Origin of the sequence: Pseudomonas sp. AP42 (assembly GCF_001728935.1) — a bacterium.
In the GTDB taxonomy this organism is placed as follows: domain Bacteria; phylum Pseudomonadota; class Gammaproteobacteria; order Pseudomonadales; family Pseudomonadaceae; genus Aquipseudomonas; species Aquipseudomonas lactis.
The window spans coordinates 1-21,582 of sequence record NZ_LYSO01000104.1 but is presented as its reverse complement, the minus strand read 5'-3'; the positions used below and the strand labels follow the sequence as shown (position 1 = coordinate 21,582).

The following is a 21,582-nucleotide window of genomic DNA, read 5'->3' as shown; positions in this document are numbered from 1 at the left end:
GCTTACTTTTGCGCTTTTCAAAAGTGAGCCGCCGTCAGGGCGGAACCCTAAGCGGCCGTTACCGCAGAAATGGATATGCACACAATCCAACTGTGTTGACTGTCAGGCCGCCTTCGCGAGCAAGCCCGCTCCCACAGTTTGATCTCTGAGTGTCAGGTAGATAGGTGTTGGCTGACAGGCCGCTATCGCAGGCAAGCCAGCTCCCACATTTGGACTGCCGGGGTGTCAGGTGGATAGGCGTCGGCTGGGAGGCCGCCATCGCAGGCAAGCCAGCTCCCACAGTTGGGCCGCAAGGTGTCAGTTAGATAAGCGTCGGCCATCACACCAACGCCCTGCGCTCCCGCACAAAGCGCGGCATCTGATCCCCAGGCAGTGCCTTGCTGAAATACCAGCCCTGAATAAACAACTCAGGCCCATGACTCAAAAACGCCAACTGCTCAGCCGTCTCAACCCCCTCCACCACCACCCCCAGATCCAAGGCCTCGCAGAAGCGCAACATACCGGTCAGCACCTGAGCGCCTTTAGGGTCACGCTGAGCCACCACAAAACTGCGGTCGATCTTGATGAAATCCACAGGAAACTGGTGCAAGTAACTCAGCGCAGAAAACCCAGTGCCAAAATCATCCAGATAGACCTTGGCCCCCATGGCCTGCAGCTTCTGGATGGTCTGGCGAGTGGCCGGGATATCACTGACCAGCGCGTCTTCGGTAATTTCCACTGACACCCGCCCTCGGGCCTGGGCAAGAATTTCCACCAGCCGATCGCCGTAGGCCGCGTCCTTGAGCGTAGTGCTGGAAATATTGATGGTCATCGGCAGTTCAAAACCCACCTTCTGCCATTTCTGATACTGACGCACGGCCTGGGACGCCACCCACACATCCACGTCCGGCATCAGCCTGGCGTGCGCCAGCCATTGCAGGAACTCCCAGGGCGAATGCACCGTGCCCTGGCTGTCCCGGGCGCGCATCAGCGCCTCGCAGCCGGTGCACAAACCGGTGCGGGTGGAGACCTGGGGTTGAAACTCAAGGTAGAACTCGTAATCACTGATCTGCTGGATGCGGTTCAACTCCGCTGCCTGGCGGGCCAATGTCTGGTGAGTGGCCAGCACCGGGTCGAACTCCAGCAGGCGGCCTTTCTCTTCAAGGCCGCGAAACGTCATGTCCAGGGATTTGAGGTACACCGTGCCGCCATCGCTGGACTGGCGATGAATGGCCCTGACGTAGGGTGCATACACCAGCGTACCGGCCCCCAGCAGAACGATCTGCAACACCACCGCCGCCACGTCGCCGTGGGTGCTGAGGTAGGCATTGAGCAGGACCGGGGCGGTAAACGGCACGCTGGCCACCGCCGGCGACACCCAGCCCAATTGCACGACCATCAACGCCACCATCGCGTTGAACGCCGGTACCAGTAGAAACGGTATAAACAGACGCGGGTTGAGAATGATCGGCAAACCGAACAACAACACCTCGCTGACATTGAATAACGACAACGGCAAACTGGCCACCGCCAGCAAGCGCATGGACTGGCTCTTGGAAAACAGCAGGATCGCCAACAACAAGCATAAGGTTGCGCCCGAGCCACCGATAAAGGCAAAACTGCCCAGCAAGCCGTTGTTGAGCAGGTACAGCACCGGCTCTCCCGTCGCCAACGCTGCGCCATTGAGCGCCACCGCCTGGTCCAAGGCATCGAATAACGGCTGCATGGCATACACGCCATGAATGCCGAAGAACCACAGCAGCGAATTCATCAGGGTGACAAACAACCCACTGCCGTAAGGCGCCTGCAACGCATCAAGCACCTGCGGCCCCTGGATTTGCGCCACATGGGGGATCAACAGCAGCAACGACAACACCGCCACCAACGCCAAGGCTGTGAGTGCGCCAGGCACCACCATGTTGATGGTGCCCTTGAGGTTATGGCCGACCAGGTCTTGGTTGACCAGGCGCGTCCAGCGAAAGCGATGCAGCCACGCAATGGCCGGCACATTGATCAAGGGCGAAGCAATGGCAATAAACAATAAAAACGTGGCCGAAGCACGTGGGTAATCACGCAGCACGAAGGTGGCGACCACCACATGGGCCAGGCACAGAAACGCGACCGGCAGCTGTGGCAGACGGTGTTGAATCGCCAACATATAACCGATGGAGGCCGCGACCAGCAGTGGGATCACCGAACTGATCTGTTTATGCAACCCCGCCAGGAAACTCACCACCTGCGGATCGAAACCCAGCGCCAGGGCGCATTCGGACAGAATCAGGAAACCGGCGGACACCAACAGGCACGGCAGGATCCACAGCAGTCCCTCCCGAATCGCACGCAACGACTCCGTGCTGGCCAGGACTGCCAGGCGCTGGGTCAGGAAAAGTTTGAACAGGGTGTGCGCCATGGGCCGTCCTCTGCCTGTCACCGACTGCCGCTGAAGATCAGGGCCGGAAACACCCGCTAACGCTACACGCCCTGATAGCCGAAGCGAAAGCCTTTATACCCGTCCCCGCCCGGCTTTTTTGCCAGTCAATGCCGGGTTGCTAGACTAAATCCTTACAGATTTATCGAACTTTCTGACTTGAATCATCCCCTAAGGCTGTCTGAGTCGGTATCATCCGCACGTTTTGTGCGTGTTATACGATGTTACAACCTGTCTGATAATGGGTACGCACTCAGGGAATCTTGCCTGGAACGACAACAGGCCAAAGGAGAGAACCTCACTATGCAAGACAAGCGCTCAAGTAACATGCGTCCTCTATTTGTCACCATCCTGCTGTGGTTGTGCAGCGTGGTGTTGCTGTTTGTGATCAAGAACGTCATTGAATTGTTTACCGGGCCTGTGGCTGAAACCTGGGTAGATCTGGCCCTGGTGCTGGTCGCCTACCTGATGTTTTTCTTGCTCGCGCCGTTGCAGAACTGGATGCGGCGCAGGTCGCGCAAGCGTGCTCGCCATCACCTCAACACACGCACGTCCGATAGCGGCTCCCACCCTTCTCATTAAGGTGTCTACCTATGTCGGCACCCAACGATACGCACCAGCTTGCACTGGACAGATTCCTGCGCGAACAACCGCAGGTCGCTGCCGAGCTGGACAGCCTTAACCCGCTGGTAGCCCAGGCCAGGGGCGAAACCCTGGCGCAGTATCGCGCCGAACGGCTGCATGAGGCTTTCGAAGCGTACGCTGAACAGCAAAAGCTGTTCGCCTGGGAATTGACCCTCAAGCTGACGGCCGACTCCACCGAAACCTTCGAGGCTCAGCGCCGCGAAGTGCATAAAGAAGTCGCGCAAATGGCGGGCATGGACTGGGCGCAGTACTGCCAGTTGCACGGCTTGGCCGTTTGACCTTTGCCTTACAAGCACCAGCGTGCTCGGTTGCGCCCCATGACGTGACGCAACTCGGCCACCGTTATGCTTCGGTGCTGCGGGTCTATCGCCAACGCGGCCTGTAACGCTGCCCAGCAATGCCTGGGCAACTGCGCGGGTCGGGGCAACCGGTCTGAGGCGCGCTTGCCAACGCGACTGCCGTGGGCCAGTTCGTACAGGATGCAGGCCACGCCGTACAGGTCAGCGCACCGCCGGCCAACAGTTCCGGGGCGGCGTAGGCAGGTGTCCAGGCATTGAAACGACTGCGGCTGACACTCGGCAAACCCACCGCAGCCTCTGCTTGAGCATGGCCCAGGCCAAAATCGAACAAGCGCACGCCCTCCTCGCCCACCATGACATTGGCGGGTTTGACGTCACCGTGCAGAACATCTTGCTGGTGGGTGTAAACCAGCGCATCCAGTAACTGCAAGGCGATAGGGCGCAACTCCCGCCAGGGCAAGCCCTGGGGGCACTCCAGCAGCAGGCGGTCCAGCGTCATCCCTTGTAGCAACTCCATGGTGAAAAACGCGACGTGGCTGTGTGTATCGACCTCAAACGAAAACACCCGTACCACGCGTTCATGCCGAAGGCTGCGGGCCAAGGCAAACTCGCGGTACAACAACACATGCGCGTCGGGGCACTGGGAAATGGGTTCGTCGAGTAGCTTGATCGCTACCTTGGAACAGGGTTCGCCCAACTGCTCGTGCAACAGGTCTCGCGCGCGGTACACCCTGCCCATGCCACCGCAGCCCAAGACACGTTCAAGGTGATAACGCCCAGCCAATAAACGGGAAGATGAAGCTGTCGAGTTCAAGGCTGCACCACGACCGCGGTCAGGTCATCACGTACCGGCCTGCGCAACGCCCCTGCAAATAGCCGTTCCACTGCCCGTTGAGGCGTGCCCATACTCAACGCCCGCCCCAGGTCAACGTGGCTGAGGGCCTGATACAAGCCATCACTGCACAACAAAAACACGTCCCCTGGGCGGGTGCGCAGTTCCAGTACTTCAAGGTGCAAACGCGAACGCGCGCCAACGGCCCGGGTCAAGGCCCTGGCACCCGGGTAGGCCTGGGCTTGCGCCACACTCAACTGACGCTCGTCCATAAGGCGCTGCAGCAGCGAGTGGTCCTTGGACAACTGATAAAGGCTCTGGTCGCGCCATAAATAGCAACGGCTGTCTCCCGCCCATAGACAGGCCGCCCGGTCCTTCTCCAGCAACAGGGCAACCACGGTGCTGCCCATCGTCACGTCACCGCTTGCGCCAGGCTCTGTCCATGCGCGCCTCACCCATTGATTGACGTCCTGCAACCTGTGGCGAACCGCCTGGATACGTTGGTCAAGGTTGCCGTCCGCCGACACTGACGCCAACTGGCTGACCACCCACTGGCTCGCGACATCCCCGTGCCGATACCCGCCCATGCCGTCCGCCACCGCCCAGCAACCCGCGCGCGGGTTGTCCAGGAACGCATCCTCATTGCGCAACCGCGCCTGGCCTCGCTGCGTGCGCCCGGCGCTGCGCCACGGCGCCTCCATCGGATTCACAGTTGCTCCGGCAGGCGAAAGGTACGCCATGAGTCCATGTCAAACGGGCCAGGCGTGCGCTGGCTGGTGAGCCGGTAATTGGCGCGCAGGCCGGCGAGGTTTGCCTTGAGTAGCTGTATATTTCGGCCACTGGCGGGCTCTTTCTGCAGCAGATCCAGAAACCGGAACAACGACCACGCCCCGGTGTTCTTTTCGATACCCAAGGGTCGCTGCTGCGTGCCTCTCTCCAGAACGAGGCTGCTGCGCCCATTGTCTGCATCGGTGGGCCAATGGAACGCCATGGGTACGATCGGACCGTGGCGATACTCCAATTGCTGGTCGCCAAACCGCAGGATCGCACGGCTGACCGATGGGTCCAGGCTGTAGGGCGCCAAGGTGAATCGCACAGATAGCTCCCCCGCGTCTTCGGTAAAAAAGCCACGGCGGATGACCTGAGTTTTCATCAGTTGCTCCAGCAGCGCACGCGAAACCGGCAAACTCTGGCCATCCAGCCCACGCAGTCGATAGCGGCTGCCGTCGACGCTGATAAAAGGCCGCAGGTAGCCCTCATAAAAGCGCGCCATTACCCCGCGTGGCTTGAAGAACTCCTGAAAGTCGTGAAGGGCGACCTCACTGCTGGCGTGCGCATTGAATGGGTAACGTCGGCCAATGGCCTTGGCGTAAAGGCTATGCACCTCGCTCCGATAACGTTGGTTGACGTGCACATAGGCCTGCTCCAGCAGATGCCGCCAACTGTCATCGGCCACACCTTCGAGCCAGCCGGCAACGGGCAGCGGCAGGCGCGCGGCGGCGTCACGCAGATTGCCCAATGCATCCTGCTGGCCCTCCATGCGCTGCCTGGCACGCAGGAAAGCCGCCTGCTCGGGTGCGCTGTCACGGTTCAATGCCGTCAGTTGCAGGTGTACTTCATCCAGCAGGCGCAACGCCTGAGTCAGCTCTACGCCAGGGTTGTGCTGCTCATCCAGCAATTGATGCAAAGGCTCAAAGCGGCGCTGCAAGGCGCGCCGCGGCGCCTCGACAATAGCCGTCTGCCCTGCCGTCAACCGCGACTTGGCCATCTCGCCCAGGTCTGCCGACTGCTGGGCCACTTTGTCCAGCAGTCCAGGGCCTGGCAACAGACGCGTGTTTTCACGCACCTGTTGCAACAGACGAATCAAGGGCGATTGCGCCGACGTCAGGTTCATCAGTTGCTCGGCATCCTGGCGCAGGTTGTCGGTCTCCTGCAGCCTGACTCGGCCAAGCGCATCGCTCCAGGCATCGGCATACTCGCTGAAATAGCGTTGCCGCAGTTCAGCCATCAGGCGCCGCAAGTCCTGGGGGCTCAAGTCGGCGCCCTGCCCTAGCACCCAGTTGTCCTGGGTGATGGCGTTTACCAACCGCGGGCCCTGCGCCTCGAAGTACTGCACATAGCGTTTGGTATAGAACCCCGGCACAGGCGGGTCGATAGCGGCGAACACCTTACCCTCGGCCAGCCGCAACGGCTCCAGGCTGCGCGCTTGTTCGCGCAATACCCGATAGACCCCATCGGCCAACGATTCGCCCCTCAGCGCTTCACGGGCCTGCGCCACCCGCTCTTCGTTGAGCGGCGCCACAAACGGTTGCTCCAGCAGCCGGGCGAGGTGCGTATTAAGGCGCTTCTGTGTCGGCATATCCCCGGCAAACCGCACCGACCAAAGGCTTGCGATATGTTCCGCCAGCCAGGTCGTGTCACGGCGCTCGCGCAGATTGAGCATCAGGTAGGCACGCAGGTCGTCGAGCAGCCGCTCCCGGTCCCCCAGGCTAGCGAGTACCTGTTCTTCCAACTGGGCGGCTATCCAGGCCAGCAATAGCTGTTGCAGCGCCTGTTCATAGGCTTGATCGACGCGGGGACGGCTCAGTTCCCCCTGATACAGCCCGGTGCGCTCCACCAGGCGTACATCTGCCGGCCCTGGAAAAACCTGGGTCGCCGCCAGTCGCGCGTCCAACAGCGCCAACAGCGCCGCGCTTTCATCGTCGGCCGCAAGGGCTAGCAGCGGGTGTGAGGTCAGCGCCGACAATTGGGCCAGGCGTTGATGGTTGACGGAGTAACTGTGCCCCCACAGCCCGCCGACACCGACAATAACCAGCGCCGCAGCCATCGCCTGCGCGCCCTGGCGCCAACGCAAACGTTGCTGTTCGTGGGCTTGCAAGCCCGCCAGGTCGGCCTCGGCGAAGATCACCTGGCTGAACAGGCCCTGCACAAAGCGCGGGTGCCTGCCATCGGCGCAGGTCAAGAAGAACCCTCGCAAACCGTTGATGGGTTGGTAGCGATGAGCGCAAAACGCCATGTCAACGAACAGACTAACCTGCTCCCCCATTCGTGCTGCTTGTTGGGGAAACTCGAGCATCTGTCCACGCCGCTCGACATTGCGCTCCTGATGCAATCGCCCAATCAGCTCACTGTTCAAGCGTTGCAATAATCGCTCGACCGCCTGACGAACCTGCGTCGTGTCAGTCCCCTCGGCGCAGGCATGCAGGTGCTGCCCAAGCACGCTGTCGGCACTTTCTCCAAGGGGTGAGTCGAAGTATTGTGCGAATCCCGGCAACTGGTCGGCGTGGGTCAACACCAGGTAAATCGGCACATCCACATGCAGCGTCTGTTGGATCTCCTGCAAGCGCGAATGTACACGGCGGGCATGATGATCCAGGTCGTATTCAGTGGCGCTCGCCAGCGTATCGGCAGACAACGTCACCACCACACCGCTGAGCGGGCGCACCCGGCGACGCCGCCTAAGCAGTTGCAGCAAGGTAGCCCAGCCTGCGGCGTCCACTGAACGGTCGGGCTGGGTAAGGTAGCGCCCCGGGGTGTCGACCAGGACGCCTTCGTCGCCGAAATACCAGTCACAATGGGCACTCGTACCTGTCGGCCGCGCTTGCCCGTGATCCAGCGCCAGCGGTAAGCCCGCTGCCGCCAGCAATTGCGTCTTGCCACTGCCCGGCTCGCCGATCAACAGGTACCAGGGCAGCTCATGACGCCAACGCGCGTTACGTTCTCCATAATGGCGGGACGTCTTGAGCAGGTGCACGGCTTTCTTGAACCGACTGCGCAGGTGTCGGCGTTCGTCCTCCACCCCCGTCATCGGCTGCTGACGCGCCTCGCGTTCAGGCCTTTGGCGCCAGGCTGCAAAACCGGGCCCCGCAACCGCCATAGCCAGTCCCCATAACAAGAACACACTGCTGATGGTGACCAGCCGCGCAGTCGCTCCGGCCCAGATACGGTGGTCATCCACCGCCAGCAGCGGCCCCAAAAACCACACCATTGCCGCACAGGACAGCACCAGCAACAGGCTCCACACCCAAATCCTGCCCAGCACGGTGCCCATCCCCTTGAAGAATGCGATCATTCAATGCTCCCAGCGTTTACAAAGGCGTGCGGAGCAGATCCGACGCCGACAGTTGAAGGGGTTGCAGCGCGTGCGTACGCTCGTTGCTCAGTACCCAGGCAAACCCTGCGTACATCGCCAGCACACACACCAAGGTGAGGCCGACCCACCAGGTGGCAGGGATGACACGCACCAGCTTGCGCCGTTCGGCCTTTGGCTGGGCAGGCAGTAGCGCTACCGCCGCCGGTTCCCCCCGTACATGCCTGATCTGGCGATACAACGCATCGCGCACCGCCTCAAGTTGCGCCACACCCCGCTCCATCACCCGGTATTTACCTTCGAACCCCAGGGACAGGCACAGGTACAGCAACTCCAGCATCGCCAGGTGCTTCACCGGGTCGCGCGTGAGGCGCTCCAGCAACTGGAACACTTTTTCGCCGCCAAAGGTTTCGTTATGAAAGCGGCTCAACAGGCTCATCTTCGACCATTCGCTTTGCGCCCCCCACGGGGTCGTCACCACCGCCTCATCGATCACGCTGCACAACACATAGCGCGCCGACATGACCTGGCTGTTCTCCACGCCGCCCTGCAAGGCGCGGGTTTCGAACTGAGTCACCGCCAACGCTAACCGATCGTTGAGCGTGCCCAGGTTTTCACGGCCGGAGCAGACCCTGAGCCCTATAACTTCAAACAATACCGCCCAGGCTGCGGCAACCAGCGGGTTGAGCCCTGCCTGAAAGCTCTGGATATCGAGCCTGTGGCCGGCGTAGATCATGCGGTCTTGCAGCTGTTCGTAGCGCGGCGGCGACGGGAAATCCGTCAACGGCCCCTGGGCAGGCTCATGAGTCTCCCGGTCGAGCAGGACGGTTTTTTCATCCTGGGTGTATTCACTGTCCATGGCATTCAGTTCCTGATGGCCCAGAAGTCGAGTTCAAGCCCGGTGAATTCACCCCCTACGTGGAAAGCGAAACCACCCGACTGCTCTAGCTGCGCGATATCACGGGGGCTCATATCGAGCATGAAATAGGTCTTGCCGGCATGGAACGGAATCTGTCGCGGCGCCACTGGCAGGGGCTTGACCTTGATTCCGGCCAAATGCAGGTTGACCAACTCACGTATGTGCTCAACCGGCGCGACTTTCAGGTGTGCTGGCAGGCGCTGGCGTAGTTCCTGCGCCTCACACTGCGCAGTGGCTGCCAGGATGAAGGTGGCGGTGCCCAGCAATTTCAACTCGCTGACCGGGCATACCAGAACGCCGTATTGGCGTGGCTGCAATGTCAACTCGATCGCCTGTTGCTCCAGCACCACCGACAGCGCCATACGCAACTGCACCATCAGAGCGCGAAAACTGGCGCCCTGATCACCGTGTTGGTAATGAACATCCAACTGCACGCGTTTGCTGTCAGTGGTGAAGGTTGATAGCTCCCCAAGCAGCGACACCAGCGCACGGAACACCGCTTCGGGCCGCACCCGCGCCTGGCTCAGGCAGTGGCGCAGCTCCAACTCGCTACGATTGATCACTTGCAGCATCAGGAAATCGGCGATGTGCGTGCCTGCGGCTGTGCTCTCGCCACGAATGCGCGCCGCGATGGCATCGCCCCGGCTGGCAAGCAGGCCAATTACCTCCTTGAGGCACGACGCCACGTACCCGTGCTCCTGCACGAAGATAAACGTCGGGATGAACGCCGTATCCAGATTCACGCCGCCTTCACTGCTGGCGTCCAGTACCTGGGCCACCTTGAGCTTGACGAAGTGCTGGTCACCCGGCTGTTCACCCAGCACAAGACGTAAATCCGGGCGCGCGCAGTGGATTCGGCAACGCGTATCCACGCCCACGTTGGAGTCTCCCACTTCCACTTCACAGCTGAGGTAGCGCGCCAACACCTCGCTTTGCGCAGGCTGGCGGACCTCAAGGTGACTGCCGCTGGCCAGCGGCAGCGCCAGGTAAACCCCTTGCGTGCCTGCATCCTTTGGCACCTGCAGCACCAGCGGCTCCATGGCGGCATTCAATTCAAACAGGCTGCCGTCCGGTAACACGCCACTGGCCTGGTTGACCACCAGCTTGCCCAGCTTGAGGTACTGCGTATTGAGTTCGAGCGTGAGCAAACCCCAGGTGTCACTGCCCAGCAGGCGGGTCTGATTGAGCTGCTGCTGGTAATAACGGTCGTTGTGCTGCAAGTGCTGTGGCCGCAACAACATGCCTTCCTGCCAGATAACTTTATGAACCTGCATGTTATTGCGTCTCCACAGCAGCGAGCGGCTCGGCAACACGTATACCGCCCTCGTCCAGCACCAACTCGGCACGGTTGCGTTGCTGCACCGTCAAGGGCACCAGCAGCCGCCATTGCACATGGGGCAAGTCTCGATAAGCGGCCAGCACTCCCACAAAACGGCTCTCAGGCGCGATGCGCAGTTTGAGCGCCAGCCCGTCACCCGGACGCAGTTCAACCTCCTCGCTGCCGACCCAGTCCTTGGGCAGCGCCTGCTGCGCATTGCCATACAGGCTGAAGAAGTCGGCATGTTCAAAGGCGACGCCATGGCGCAGTTCGATCAACTGCACCACCACGGGAGAAGGACGACCGTGCAGGTCCGGGTTGACGTGCTCGCTGGCGGTCAGCACCACATCCAGCTTGGTCAGCCTGGAAAATGGTGAGACGGCACTGCAGCCCGCCAACAGCCCGCACAAGAGCAACAGCGAAACAAGGGTGGCTCGATACATGACTATCATCCTGGAAAATCCATGTGCAGGCTGGAGAGCAGGCGCAACTGCTCCTCATAGGCTTTGGCGAAGTCGCCGCCCAACGGGCGATCATTCAGCTGGTCTTGCGCCACCACACGCTGGTAGTGACGCTGGTAGGCCCGCCAATGCCCGCCATCGGAGAAAAACCCGGCCGATTTGCCCTGGGACTCAAAGCACCCCAACAGGTGGCTCGGCTCAAAGGCCGCGCGGGCGTTACGTATGGCGCTTCGACAAGCGGCCAGCAGCGCAATCTGATGCACCTGCAGTTCTCGGTGCACCTGGGCAATGGCGCGCACGGCAGGCAGTTGCCCCAACTCCCGGGTATCGAGCATCGCGGCCAACGCAGCATCGGTGTCGCGATACACTTTCAAGGGGTTCTGGCCCATGCCCTGACTGGCGAACGCCGCCGTACCCAATTCGTTATTCAGTTCTTCCCGAGTGCGCAAACCCTGTTGCAGCCCTTCGATCGTCACCCGAAACAAGCGTGCCACCTTGATCGCCAGTGCCTCCCGGGCCAGCGTGTCGAGGGCCGTAAGGTCGACGCCCAGGACCGCTGCAAATTGTGACCAGAACACCTCGTCGGTCGATGGGGTCATCGCAACAGCGGGTACGGCGGCAACCTCTATCGAAGGGGCTTGCCGACGCGGCAAGGCCACGTGCTCGCTATCGGCCCCAAAGTGATCTGCCCATATCGCTTGCTCATCGGCGCTCTTGTTCAAGGCCTCCAGATCATCGGAGGTGGCCTGCATCTGGCGATCAAGCTCCAAGCCGTGCAGCGGGTCCAGCGACAGGAAAGCGTCATCGGGGATCGGTACTGCCGCGGGCGTCAGCAACTCGTCGGAAGGTCGCGTCGATTCCAGCAGGCGCGCACGTATCGTCAATACCCCCAGCTCGAAGACGTCACCGTCACTGATCAATCGCGCCTGCCCCTTGCGCAGGCGCTCAGGACTGCTGGCCAGTCCTATACCGTTGCGGCTGATATCCGTGAGGAAATAACGGCCTTCACGGTAACCGATCAACCCATGATGGCTGGAGAGTACGCGACTGGCGTCAGGGATCACCCAGTCACATCCAGGGCCGCGCCCGATCACGCCGCCTGCACCGTCAAATACTTTGCGGGCCAAAAGTAGGCTCTTGTCGCTCTCGCAGGCGCAGACCTCAAACACAAGCTGCAGCTTCATGCCCTCTCCTTTCAGCGGCCACGAATGATCGCCTGCGGATCACCCAAGGGGTGGTACTCGGCATCATCGAACACATAGTTGGCGTTACAGCCTCCCAACAAACACATCACCAGCACGACGACGTGCCACGCACGATCAGGCATCAGGCTTCTCCCCCAGTAAAAATCGAGTGCGTCATTCAGCGTTCCTCCCGGGCATCACCAAAGGGAATATTCAAACGGGCCAGACGGTAAAGCAGGGTACGCCGGGCGACCCCAAGCTCCCGCGCGGTACGGGTACGATTGCCGTGGTTCTTGTGCAGGCAGTCGAGCAGGAACGTGCGCTCCACTCGCTCCATACGTTGGCGCAGCGTCACGTCATCGGGAGTGGCCGGCTTAAATGCCAGGGGCAGCGCCAGGTGCTCGGGCCGAATCACGCGGTCGTCACACAACAACACGGCGCGCTCCACCAGGCATTTGAGCTCGCGCACGTTGCCGGGAAAACCGTGGCTGGACAGTTGATCAAGGGCGGTATTCGACCACTCGACAGGTGGCCTGCCCAACGCTGCGCACACCTTGGCCGTGAAATGGCGCGCCAGTTGCAGCACATCGCCGTCTCGCTCGCGCAGGGCCGGCAAGGTGATGGGGAACTGAGCCAGTCGGTAATAGAGGTCTTCACGAAAGCGCCCTTCGGCGACCATCGCCGCGAGGTCGCGGTGGGTCGCGGCAATGATGCGCACGTCGACCTTGTGTGCCGCACTGGCACCCAGCGGGCGAACCTCACCCTCCTGCAATACGCGTAGCAATTTGGCTTGCAAGGGCAGCGGCATATCGCCGATCTCATCCAACAGCAACGTACCGCCATGTGCGGTGTCGAACAGCCCCGCGTGATTGCGTTCGGCACCCGTGAACGCGCCTTTGCGGTAACCGAACAGCTCGCTTTCAAGCAACCCTTCCGGGAACGCCGCGCAGTTTTGCACGACAAACGCCTTGGCCTTGCGCGGCCCGGCCGCGTGAATGGCCCGGGCCACCACTTCCTTGCCCGTGCCGGTCTCGCCCTGCAGTAGCACGGTGTAAGGGGTGTTCAAGACTTTACTGATCAGCCGGCACGCCTGCTCCATCGCCGCGCTGGTGCCAATCAAGCCGTATGCGCCAGCCAAGGGTGTGTTGCATTCGGGCTGTGTGCCAACGTTGGGCTGCCCATCGCGCAGTACGCGCAACTGGTTGACGGCGAAGTTGCCCAAATGCCCCAAGGAGGGAGCGTAGCCTTGCAGCTGGGCCGGGTGTTGGCGGGCGCATACCAGCACACCAGTCATGCGTTCGCATCGATTGAACAGCGGCACGCTTAATAGTGCCCGCCAAGGTGTCGCCAATGCTGGCAGGAAACCCATGTCATGGCCGCTGCCTTGCACATCCTCCAGGCTCAACGCTGTGCCCTGGGTCAAGGTGTCGTACAGCAACTGTTGGGAATGCTGACCAGGCCGTGAAGGCACTACGGCGAGCGACGGCACCTGGGCAAGATGTTGGGCGATCAGTTCAAGCCCGCCGGTCACTTCATCGAGCAGGTACAACTGGCTGACGTCGCACTGGCTCAGCCGGGCCGCCGCGCTGACACATACGTCAGGTAACGCGCGTTCATCACGCTCGAACCCCAAGCGTGCGAAACAGGCAGACAGTGCGTCGATCATGTGTTGAAAATCCCTGTTCATCATGTCCATTCATCCCTAATGAAATTGCCGGTTAGCGTGACGACGCCATCGGCCCGCTCGCGCCCCAACCAGGTGGTCCAGCCCAAGCGGCAAACCGTGTTTTCGCCAATGTGCAGGGCTCTGATCTGACCCTGTGCCATTACCAGACGCAGGTCGTATTCCAATGGATCGCGCAGGGTCAGGCGCACCAGCGAGCGCAGCGGCTCACAGGCCTTTCCCGCGGGCAGGAAGTCGTGAAAACGCTGCCACCCCAACGCGCGGACATGCACCCTGAACTTGCCACTGCGGTCAGCGACGCGGCGCCCCAGCACCAGGTCCTCGCCCAGCACACTGTTGGTTCGTCCCAGGTCGTTGCGCTGTACCTGGCTGACCTCGACCTGGCGTTCAACCCACTGCTCGATAAACAACGCGTCGTGCTTGAAGTAGTAACGCAGGACCGATTCGATCAACGCCGCCGAGTGCACACGCACGCTCAGCAGGCCCAGGTAGGGCAGCAAGCGCTTGCAATCGAGCTGGCAAGCGCCACGGATCGCGGCACCACCCAGCCCCGTCAAGGCAAACATCTGCTCGGAAAAACCATCATTGGCGCCTGCCCGGAAACACGCCCGATAGCGGTATTTGCGCCAGATCGGGAGCATCAGCCGGTGCAGGCGATGATGGAACAGATCGAGGAAGTCTCGAGTCGGGTTGCCGCCCGGCTGTTCGGCAAATGCCTGCTCACCATAAAACGCAGGCAGTGGGGACCCGGCGCCAAATAACCCCAGCACATTGAGGCGCAGGCGTGCGCGCAAATGTCCGTGCTCCATAAAGAACTCCACTCGGTCAATATCGTGCGCGGCAAACCCCAAGCCAGGGTTGGCCTGGAACTCCAACTGGTCGTACAGCGCGTCCTCATCCAGCAGCGGATGAGCCTCACGCAATCGCTCGGTGACCTGCAAAACCGCCTGGAACAGCGTGTATTCACGGATACCCCGGCAAAGTTGATTCAGAGCAGGGGTTGCTGCCCGATCCGGGATGGCCATAGATACACGTCTCCTTGTGTGCTGATGACACGCAACTCGTGATGGGAATTGAGGCTGGCATAAAGCGCAAAGAACTGATTGAGGACCGAAGCGAATACAAACAAGTCGCCCGGACCGACAAAGCCCTGGGAATCGACGGTCAGATCGACCCGCACACCTCGCACGGGCAACCCACGATGCAGGCGATCAATCGCCTCATGACGGATGGCGCGCAAGGCCCCGAGTCTTTTCTGGCTGACCTTCAGCGCCTGGCGATCGTAATAACGCGGCAGGTCGTAGGTTTCGAGAATCACTTTCAAGGCGTTGATATCGGTCAACGACAAATAGTTGAGCGACATGTTGCTGATGAGCTTCCACAGAAAATTCTGGTCCAGGGGCGGCGCGTAGCTCGCCGTTGGCGCGGTGATATTGCCGAACGTCAACGACTCCGGTGTCTGTTCGCCGGGCTGGTTGATCTCGCCTGCACGTAATTGCCGTGGCAGGTTGCAATTGGTACAGGTCAGTTCGACCGACAGGGTTTCCTGGCCCTGTTCGCGGCGATTGCCGAACCCCATCCAGGTGTCGAGCCCGGCATGTTGGACCGACGAACGTTGGCGAATGCTGTAGCTGGGCGGTGCCGCCAGAGGCTCACTGTTGCAATCATGTTCAAACGACTCGAACGGCACGTAGGTTTGATAGCCCAAACCACCGGGGCGCCAGCCGGTGACCTTATCCACGGAAAACACGCTGGCATTGCCCGGCGTGTATTCCCCAGGCACCAGGAGGTACTCGTCCTGTTTACCGTCCAGGCGAATGGGAACGGCATCCTGGGTAAACAGGTTGACGATGGGCGTGCAATACAGCTTCACGTTATCCAGGGTAGGACGCAGGGGCTCACGGCCCTGGGTGCGAAGTTCGAAACGCATCACCAGGCCGTGCGCCTGCCGGAGCAACTCGTGAGACAACGTGTGCAACACCTCCAGGCCTTCGACATCGACAAACAGGTACTTCTCGGGAAACGCGAAGTACTCCTGCAGGTGCCGATAACCCTCCAGGGTGTTCTGCGGATAAGGAATCAACGCCTGGTCCGGGGCAAACCCCACCGGCCGGACCTGGTTGGCATTGAGCCGCAGCGTCACGGGTTGGCCATCGCCGGCGTTGATCGGCAGACCGTCGTGATCCACGAGTTGCAGGCTGATGCCCTCCAGGTGGCGCAATAGGCTCAGATACAGGCCCTGACTGATGTAATGGTCACCGGCCAGGTGCAGTCGCAGCGAATCGAATATCAACTCACTGAAGCTGCCGTCGACACTCATGCGCAGGCGCAAGTCCAACCAGGCCTCTTCGCCCTGGCATCTGTATTCCAGGCCGTTGAGCTGCAACGGCATGACGTCGGTGGCATAGCAGGTGCGGAACCGGCAACGCTCTCCTTGGATGGGGGCGCTTTGCACAGCGGTGTCCCGAGCCACCCGAACGCTGGGGCCGGCACGTTTCAACGGGTCGAATTGCAGGATGCTGAAGGCCGGTATCGGCCGCATGTAATGAGGCCACAGCAAGTGCATCAATGAGTGGGTCAACTCCGGTAGTTCGTCATCCAGCTTCTGGCGCAGGCGCCCGGTCAGGAATGCAAAGCCCTCCAGCAAGCGCTCGACATCCGGATCCTGGCCGGCTTCGCCAAGAAACGGCGCCAGGGCGGGATTACGCTCGGAAAAACGCCGCCCCAGTTGGCGCAGCGCGCTGAGTTCGCTTTGGAAATAACGGTCAAGCGCCATCGGCAAAGACCTCAACCCGCCCGGTATCTGTAAGGCGCGCGTGGAACACCACAGGATGCAGGGCACCCTCGATCATCCGCTCAGCCTCAATGGCGAATGCCAGGGACAAGGAGTCACGCACAACCGGCAGCAGCCTGACACGGACATTCGTCAGCCGCGGCTCATACGCCTGGATAAACCGTTCGATATGCAGGCGCGACTGACTCAAGGATTCATGCAAGCTGAGCCGCATATCATTGAGGTCAGGCAAGCCATAATCAGGCAGCGTCCGGACACTGCCCGCACGAGTGCTGAGCATTTTCCCCAAATGTGCGGCGATGGACGCCACGGCGGCGCCCGGGTTAGACGCACCACGCTCAAGACGTTCGAAAAGGCTGTTGTGCTCAAGCATGCCCTGGCCTCCGCTCATTCTTTATCGAGCTTGCCGACCAGGGACAACGTGAAGTCTGCCCCCATGTATTTGAAATGCGGGCGTACCGTGACGTTGACCCGATACCAGCCAGGCTCTCCCTCGACATCGCTGACCACAATGCGCGCGGCACGCAAGGGGCGACGCCCACGCACCTCGGCACTGGGGTTTTCCTGGTCCGCGACGTATTGGCGAACCCATTTGTTGAGTTCCAACTCCAGGTCCGTGCGCTCTTTCCATGCGCCCAACTGCTCCCGTTGCAGCACCTTGAGGTAATGAGCCAGGCGGTTGACCACCATCATGTAGGGCAATTGAGTGCCCAAACGGTAATTCAGCTCTGCCGCCCGGCCCTCCTCACTGATGCCAAAAGATTTGGGCTTCTGCACGGAGCTGGCGGAAAAAAACGCTGCGTTGTCACTGCCCTTGCGCATGGTCAAGGCGATGAAACCTTCTTGTGCCAGTTCGTACTCACGCCGGTCCGAAATCAGCACCTCCGTAGGAATCTTGGTTTCGATCTCGCCCATGCTCTGGAAGTGATGCAGCGGAAGGTCTTCGACCGCCCCGCCGCTTTGCGGGCCAATGATGTTGGGGCACCAGCGAAAGCGCGCAAAGCTATCGGTCAGGCGAGTGGCGAAGGCGTAGGCGGTATTGCCCCACAAGTAATGCTCGTGGCTGTTAACCACATTCTCCTGGTAGGCGAAGGTCTTGACCGGGCACTCAAGGGGGTCATAAGGGGTGCGCAGCAGAAAGCGCGGTACGGTGAGGCCAATATATCGGGCGTCTTCGCTCTGCCGGAAACTTTGCCATTTGGCAAACTGCGGGCCTTCGAAATGGTCCCGCAGATCCTTCAGGTCGGGCAACCCGCTGAAGCTTTCCAAGCCGAAGAAACTCGGCCCCGCCGCAGCGATAAAGGGTGCGTGGGCCATGCCGGCGACGCTGGATGCGTATTGCATCAGTTTCACATCGGGTGCACTGGGCGAAAGAAAGTAGTTGGCAATGATCGCGCCCACCGGCTGGCCGCCAAACTGGCCGTATTCGGCGCTATAGACGTGTTTGTACAACCCGGACTGGGTAATTTCCGAGGAGTCTTCAAAATCATCCAGCAGGTCCTGGCGCGAGACATTCAACAGCTCGATCTTGATGTTCTCGCGAAAATCGGTGCGCTCAACCAGCAACTGCAAGCCTCGCCACGAAGCCTCCAGAGCCTGGAACTCCGGGTGGTGAAGAATCTCATCCATTTGCTCGCTGAGCTTGGTATCGATCTCGGCGATCATCCGGTCGACCAGGCGTTTTTTTACCGGCTCGTCACAATTATGTGGCTTGACCAGCTCTGCGATAAACGCCGAGACCCCGCGCTTGGCGATGCCGTAAGCCTCGTCGTCGGCGCTGAGCAATGTCTGGGAAATGATGTTATCGAGGATGCTACCGCCTTCGATAACCTGTACGGGTTGCGGGCCGTGTTGAATCGTGGTCATGGTGTCAGTGTCCTTTTACTGAAAATGTCAGGCTTGGGGCCTATCCAGCCCCAATTCGGCGAGCACTCGTGCGCGGGAGTCGCCATTGGCCAGCGTCCGCTCGATAGCGTTGCGAAAGCTGGGCGTATTACCCAGCGGGCCCTTGAGCGCCACCAACGCCTCACGCAAAGCCATCAGCTTTTGCAATTGCGGAATCTGTTCCACCAGGTTCGCGGGGTTGAAGTCCTTCATCGCGCTGATCCGCACCTGGACCGGCAACTCTTCCATGTCGGTTGCCTCCTGGAGGCGGTTGGGCACGCTCAGCGTCAGGCTCAATGCTTGCTTGGCCAACACCTCGTCAAAGGTGTGCTTGTCGATGCCGATGGGCTTGCGATCTTCAAGTTTGCGCGGGTCCGCGCGCAGGGAAAAATCCCCCAGCACCAGCAGCTTCAACGGCAGCTCGACGTCTTCCTGAGCGCCACCGACGGCGGGTTTGAAGGTAATGTTGATGCGTTCCTTTGGGGCTACCGAACCGTCTTTGGCCATGGTGCTTTTCCTTTTTGATGAGGCACTATTCAAGTACTGCTTCCAGGTCGAAATGGCACAACCGGCGATGCAGGGTGTCTTTTGCGTCTTGTACGGATTGGTTTTGTGGCAACAGGTCGTAGCAGCGATACAGCAGCTGGCCGACTTGCACGGCCAGCTGCGGCTCCCAATTTTCCAGGCCCGTGCGCTGTAACTGCAGGTCGAGTTGTTCCAGCTGGATCCTGGCCAGGTCATGCTTGCCGGCCGCCACACACAACCTGGCCAGCGCCAGGTGCCAATGAAAGCGCGCTCGATCACCGCACGCCGCCCGCAGCCCTTGCTTGAGCCCCCCCACCGCAGCCTTGAGGCCGTCCTTGCGCAGGCAGGGCATCACGGCTTGCAACGCCGCGTCCCAAGGCTGTGCGACGCTGTCGACGACCACACTGGAGGGCTCGGGCTTGTGTACGTGACGCATCACGTGAAGCGCGATCCACTCACCTGTCGCGGGGTCGGCAAAGGGCGTGCCGTCCTCGAACCGATACTCAGGCAGGTTCGGCAGGCGATGCAGCAGCAGAGCGAATTGCATTTCCAGTTCGGTCATGGCCAGCTCTGCGTGCAAGGCCTCCAGGCACTCCCAGACCATGCGCAACCCGTCGAACCAGAACATCGCACCGGCCAGGCTGACCTCAAGTTCAAGCAACAGATCGGTGTAATGGCCTTGGCTGAAGCGGTCTTGATAGCGCTTGCGCTTGTCGCCAGCCAATGGGCGCAGCGCCGTCACCCGCTCACTATTGGCGTCGGGATAATTGACGAGCATCAGCCACGCCAAGGTTCGGGCCAGGCGCAAGGCACGCGGGTCGGTGGCATCCTGACGCAACCACCAGGCACATAAAGGTCGAGCCTGCTCCTGCAAGGCGCGCAGCCGTTTGTGCGCGTCTTTTTCGTTATTGAGCGGTTGCTCGGCCTGTAGCAGTGGAGTTGGCGCTGGCTTGACCTGGGCAATGATGCCCGCGACGCCGCCAGGTTCGGCTGTAGCCTGGGCCAAACGCGCCGACAGCTGCCGGCGAACCGGCAACAGTAACGGCGCCTCGCTGCCAAGCTGTTCGCCCCATAGCCGATCAAGACATTCCAGGTGTTCCAGCAGCGCCTGACATAAAGGTCGTTGATCCTCGAGCGGGACGTTGTGCGCACACACTTGTTCAAGGCGCGACACCAACCAGCCAAACACCGCAATGCGGGTACGCAGCTTAACGGGATAGACCTGCGCCCAATGACGCTCGCAGAGTTCACGCAACACACCGAGCCCCGCCAGCAACCCAGCAAATGAATCACGCTGGTACAGGGCCCAGGCCAACCAGGCGGCGACGCGCAGATCCTTGGAATGCTCACGCAGAATGCACTCACTGATTTCGCTGATCTTCTGCCAATCCGGCAGGCCTGCCCCATGAATGGAGTGCGCCTTGCCCAGCTCGGCTTCCAGCACTTCAAACTCACTTGAATAGCGCATGTCACTGCCAACAAAACTGCTTGGCGAGCACGCTGTCCGTGCAAGTTCTAAGTAATAGGCATATTGCTTTTCTGAATAAACCATTTTGGGCTGCACACAACCATCCAAGGCAAAGTAGGCAAAATTAACATCACTGTTAAACCGCCCTTGAACTTCCGCACAAAACACATTGAAGTGAGCGAACCTTAGCCACGAAAAAAACAATCAGCAAGTAACAGAACGGAACTTAAGAAACATCCTACACCACCTGAAAATAAAGGCCTGCGCAGCTATTTGCGCAGCCCACCCAAGCGAAACCCATCATCCACAGCCTAAAACCATGTATTTACCAAACATATGACATGAGCAACTAAATGCGCATGTCTGTGCAACTAATGACACTAAAAACCACCCACAGCACTACAGCAAACGCTCAATAAAGGATGCTGAGTATTTTTCGCCCTTATTTCATTGAGCCTCACACTTTCAGGCACGCTTCTTGTTATAGGAACCTGCCCGGTCAGCGCTCTCGCTGCCCGGCAATACCTACTCAATCAGGCAAGGAAACCCGTCATGCCCACACCCGCGTACCTCTCCATCACCGGTGTCAAACAAGGTTTGATTACGGCAGGCACATTTACCCAGGACTCGGTAGGCAACATTTATCAGGAAGGCCATGAGGACCAGATTCTGGTGCAGGCGTTTGCTCATCAGGTAATCATTCCCCGCGACCCGCAGTCGGGCCAGCCGACCGGTCAGCGCGTGCATAAACCGCTGATGATCAGCAAGGTTTTCGATAAATCCTCACCCTTGCTGTTCAGCGCCCTGACCACCGGCGAAGAAGTGTCCTGCCGCCTCGAATGGCTGCGCACCTCCTCGGCCGGAACCCAGGAGCATTACTTCACGATTGAACTGGAAGGCGCCACCATCGTCGACATCCAATCGCGCATGCCCAACTGCCAAGACCCAGACAACGCCCACTTCACCCATCTGGAGGATGTGCACTTCACCTATCGCAAAATCATCTGGACTCACGAAGTCGCCGGAACGTCCGGCTCGGATGACTGGCGTAGCCCAGTGACGGGTTAACGGT

At 60.4% G+C, this 21,582-nt stretch carries 18 protein-coding genes and 1 pseudogene; 3 read left to right on the top strand and 16 right to left on the bottom strand.

Annotation, left to right across the window (positions count from 1 at the left end):
- Positions 1-319 precede the first annotated feature (319 nt).
- The gene (locus A7K61_RS25060; protein WP_069558585.1) at positions 320-2,389 is read right to left on the bottom strand and encodes an EAL domain-containing protein; all 2,070 of its coding nucleotides are present in this window, start codon (positions 2,387-2,389) and stop codon (positions 320-322) included.
- A 345-nt stretch (positions 2,390-2,734) separates the two neighbouring features.
- Between A7K61_RS25060 and A7K61_RS25055 the strand changes: the two genes are divergently transcribed.
- Positions 2,735-2,989, top strand: a complete 255-nt coding sequence (locus tag A7K61_RS25055) for a hypothetical protein (RefSeq protein ID WP_228391207.1) — start codon at positions 2,735-2,737, stop codon at positions 2,987-2,989.
- Positions 2,990-3,000: 11 nt separating this feature from the next.
- Positions 3,001-3,330 carry a DUF6388 family protein gene (locus A7K61_RS25050; protein ID WP_003191771.1) on the top strand — a complete coding sequence of 110 codons (330 nt, stop codon included), beginning with the start codon at positions 3,001-3,003 and terminating at the stop codon, positions 3,328-3,330.
- 8 nt (positions 3,331-3,338) lie between these two features.
- Here A7K61_RS25050 and A7K61_RS25045 read toward each other — a convergent pair.
- The 15 genes and pseudogenes from A7K61_RS25045 to tssA form a co-directional block, all read right to left on the bottom strand.
- Positions 3,339-4,165, bottom strand: a pseudogene (locus A7K61_RS25045) (serine/threonine-protein kinase).
- On the bottom strand, positions 4,162-4,884 hold the full coding sequence (locus A7K61_RS25040; protein ID WP_069558584.1) for a PP2C family serine/threonine-protein phosphatase: 723 nt from the start codon (positions 4,882-4,884) through the stop codon (positions 4,162-4,164). Before A7K61_RS25040 ends, A7K61_RS25045 begins: the two are co-directional and overlap by 4 nt.
- 5 nt (positions 4,885-4,889) lie before the next feature.
- Positions 4,890-8,255 (bottom strand): type VI secretion system membrane subunit TssM, encoded by a 3,366-nt coding sequence (gene tssM, locus A7K61_RS25035; RefSeq protein WP_069558583.1) that lies wholly within the window; start codon positions 8,253-8,255, stop codon positions 4,890-4,892.
- Between the two features lie 16 nt (positions 8,256-8,271).
- Positions 8,272-9,132 (bottom strand): type IVB secretion system protein IcmH/DotU, encoded by an 861-nt coding sequence (gene icmH, locus A7K61_RS25030; protein ID WP_069558582.1) that lies wholly within the window; start codon positions 9,130-9,132, stop codon positions 8,272-8,274.
- Between the two features lie 5 nt (positions 9,133-9,137).
- Positions 9,138-10,466, bottom strand: a complete 1,329-nt coding sequence (tssK, locus tag A7K61_RS25025; RefSeq protein ID WP_069558581.1) for a type VI secretion system baseplate subunit TssK — start codon at positions 10,464-10,466, stop codon at positions 9,138-9,140.
- Between the two features lies 1 nt (position 10,467).
- Positions 10,468-10,953, bottom strand: a complete 486-nt coding sequence (gene tssJ / locus A7K61_RS25020; RefSeq protein WP_044274263.1) for a type VI secretion system lipoprotein TssJ — start codon at positions 10,951-10,953, stop codon at positions 10,468-10,470.
- A 5-nt stretch (positions 10,954-10,958) separates the two neighbouring features.
- Positions 10,959-12,155 carry a type VI secretion system-associated FHA domain protein TagH gene (gene tagH, locus A7K61_RS25015; protein ID WP_069558580.1) on the bottom strand — a complete coding sequence of 399 codons (1,197 nt, stop codon included), beginning with the start codon at positions 12,153-12,155 and terminating at the stop codon, positions 10,959-10,961.
- Positions 12,156-12,166: 11 nt separating this feature from the next.
- The gene (locus A7K61_RS25010; protein WP_003191783.1) at positions 12,167-12,298 is read right to left on the bottom strand and encodes a hypothetical protein; all 132 of its coding nucleotides are present in this window, start codon (positions 12,296-12,298) and stop codon (positions 12,167-12,169) included.
- Positions 12,299-12,333: 35 nt separating this feature from the next.
- On the bottom strand, positions 12,334-13,845 hold the full coding sequence (locus tag A7K61_RS25005; protein WP_069558579.1) for a sigma-54-dependent Fis family transcriptional regulator: 1,512 nt from the start codon (positions 13,843-13,845) through the stop codon (positions 12,334-12,336).
- Complete coding sequence (gene tssG, locus A7K61_RS25000; protein ID WP_047711049.1) at positions 13,842-14,864, bottom strand: type VI secretion system baseplate subunit TssG; 1,023 nt, start codon at positions 14,862-14,864, stop codon at positions 13,842-13,844. Before tssG ends, A7K61_RS25005 begins: the two co-directional genes overlap by 4 nt.
- Positions 14,828-16,615 (bottom strand): type VI secretion system baseplate subunit TssF, encoded by a 1,788-nt coding sequence (gene tssF, locus A7K61_RS24995; protein ID WP_069558578.1) that lies wholly within the window; start codon positions 16,613-16,615, stop codon positions 14,828-14,830. The genes tssG and tssF overlap by 37 nt, the downstream gene beginning before the upstream one ends.
- The gene (gene tssE, locus A7K61_RS24990) at positions 16,605-17,006 is read right to left on the bottom strand and encodes a type VI secretion system baseplate subunit TssE (RefSeq protein ID WP_044274272.1); all 402 of its coding nucleotides are present in this window, start codon (positions 17,004-17,006) and stop codon (positions 16,605-16,607) included. The genes tssF and tssE overlap by 11 nt, the downstream gene beginning before the upstream one ends.
- Before the next feature lie 14 nt (positions 17,007-17,020).
- Positions 17,021-18,499, bottom strand: coding sequence for a type VI secretion system contractile sheath large subunit (tssC, locus tag A7K61_RS24985; protein ID WP_044274274.1), 1,479 nt, complete (start codon positions 18,497-18,499; stop codon positions 17,021-17,023).
- Between the two features lie 27 nt (positions 18,500-18,526).
- Positions 18,527-19,024 (bottom strand): type VI secretion system contractile sheath small subunit, encoded by a 498-nt coding sequence (gene tssB / locus A7K61_RS24980; protein ID WP_069558577.1) that lies wholly within the window; start codon positions 19,022-19,024, stop codon positions 18,527-18,529.
- A 25-nt stretch (positions 19,025-19,049) separates the two neighbouring features.
- Positions 19,050-20,594, bottom strand: a complete 1,545-nt coding sequence (gene tssA / locus A7K61_RS24975; RefSeq protein WP_069558586.1) for a type VI secretion system protein TssA — start codon at positions 20,592-20,594, stop codon at positions 19,050-19,052.
- Between the two features lie 468 nt (positions 20,595-21,062).
- Here tssA and A7K61_RS24970 point away from each other — a divergent pair, with 468 nt between their 5' ends.
- Entirely contained in the window at positions 21,063-21,578 is a 516-nt protein-coding gene (locus A7K61_RS24970; RefSeq protein WP_014718214.1) for an Hcp family type VI secretion system effector, read from the top strand.
- Positions 21,579-21,582 lie beyond the last annotated feature (4 nt).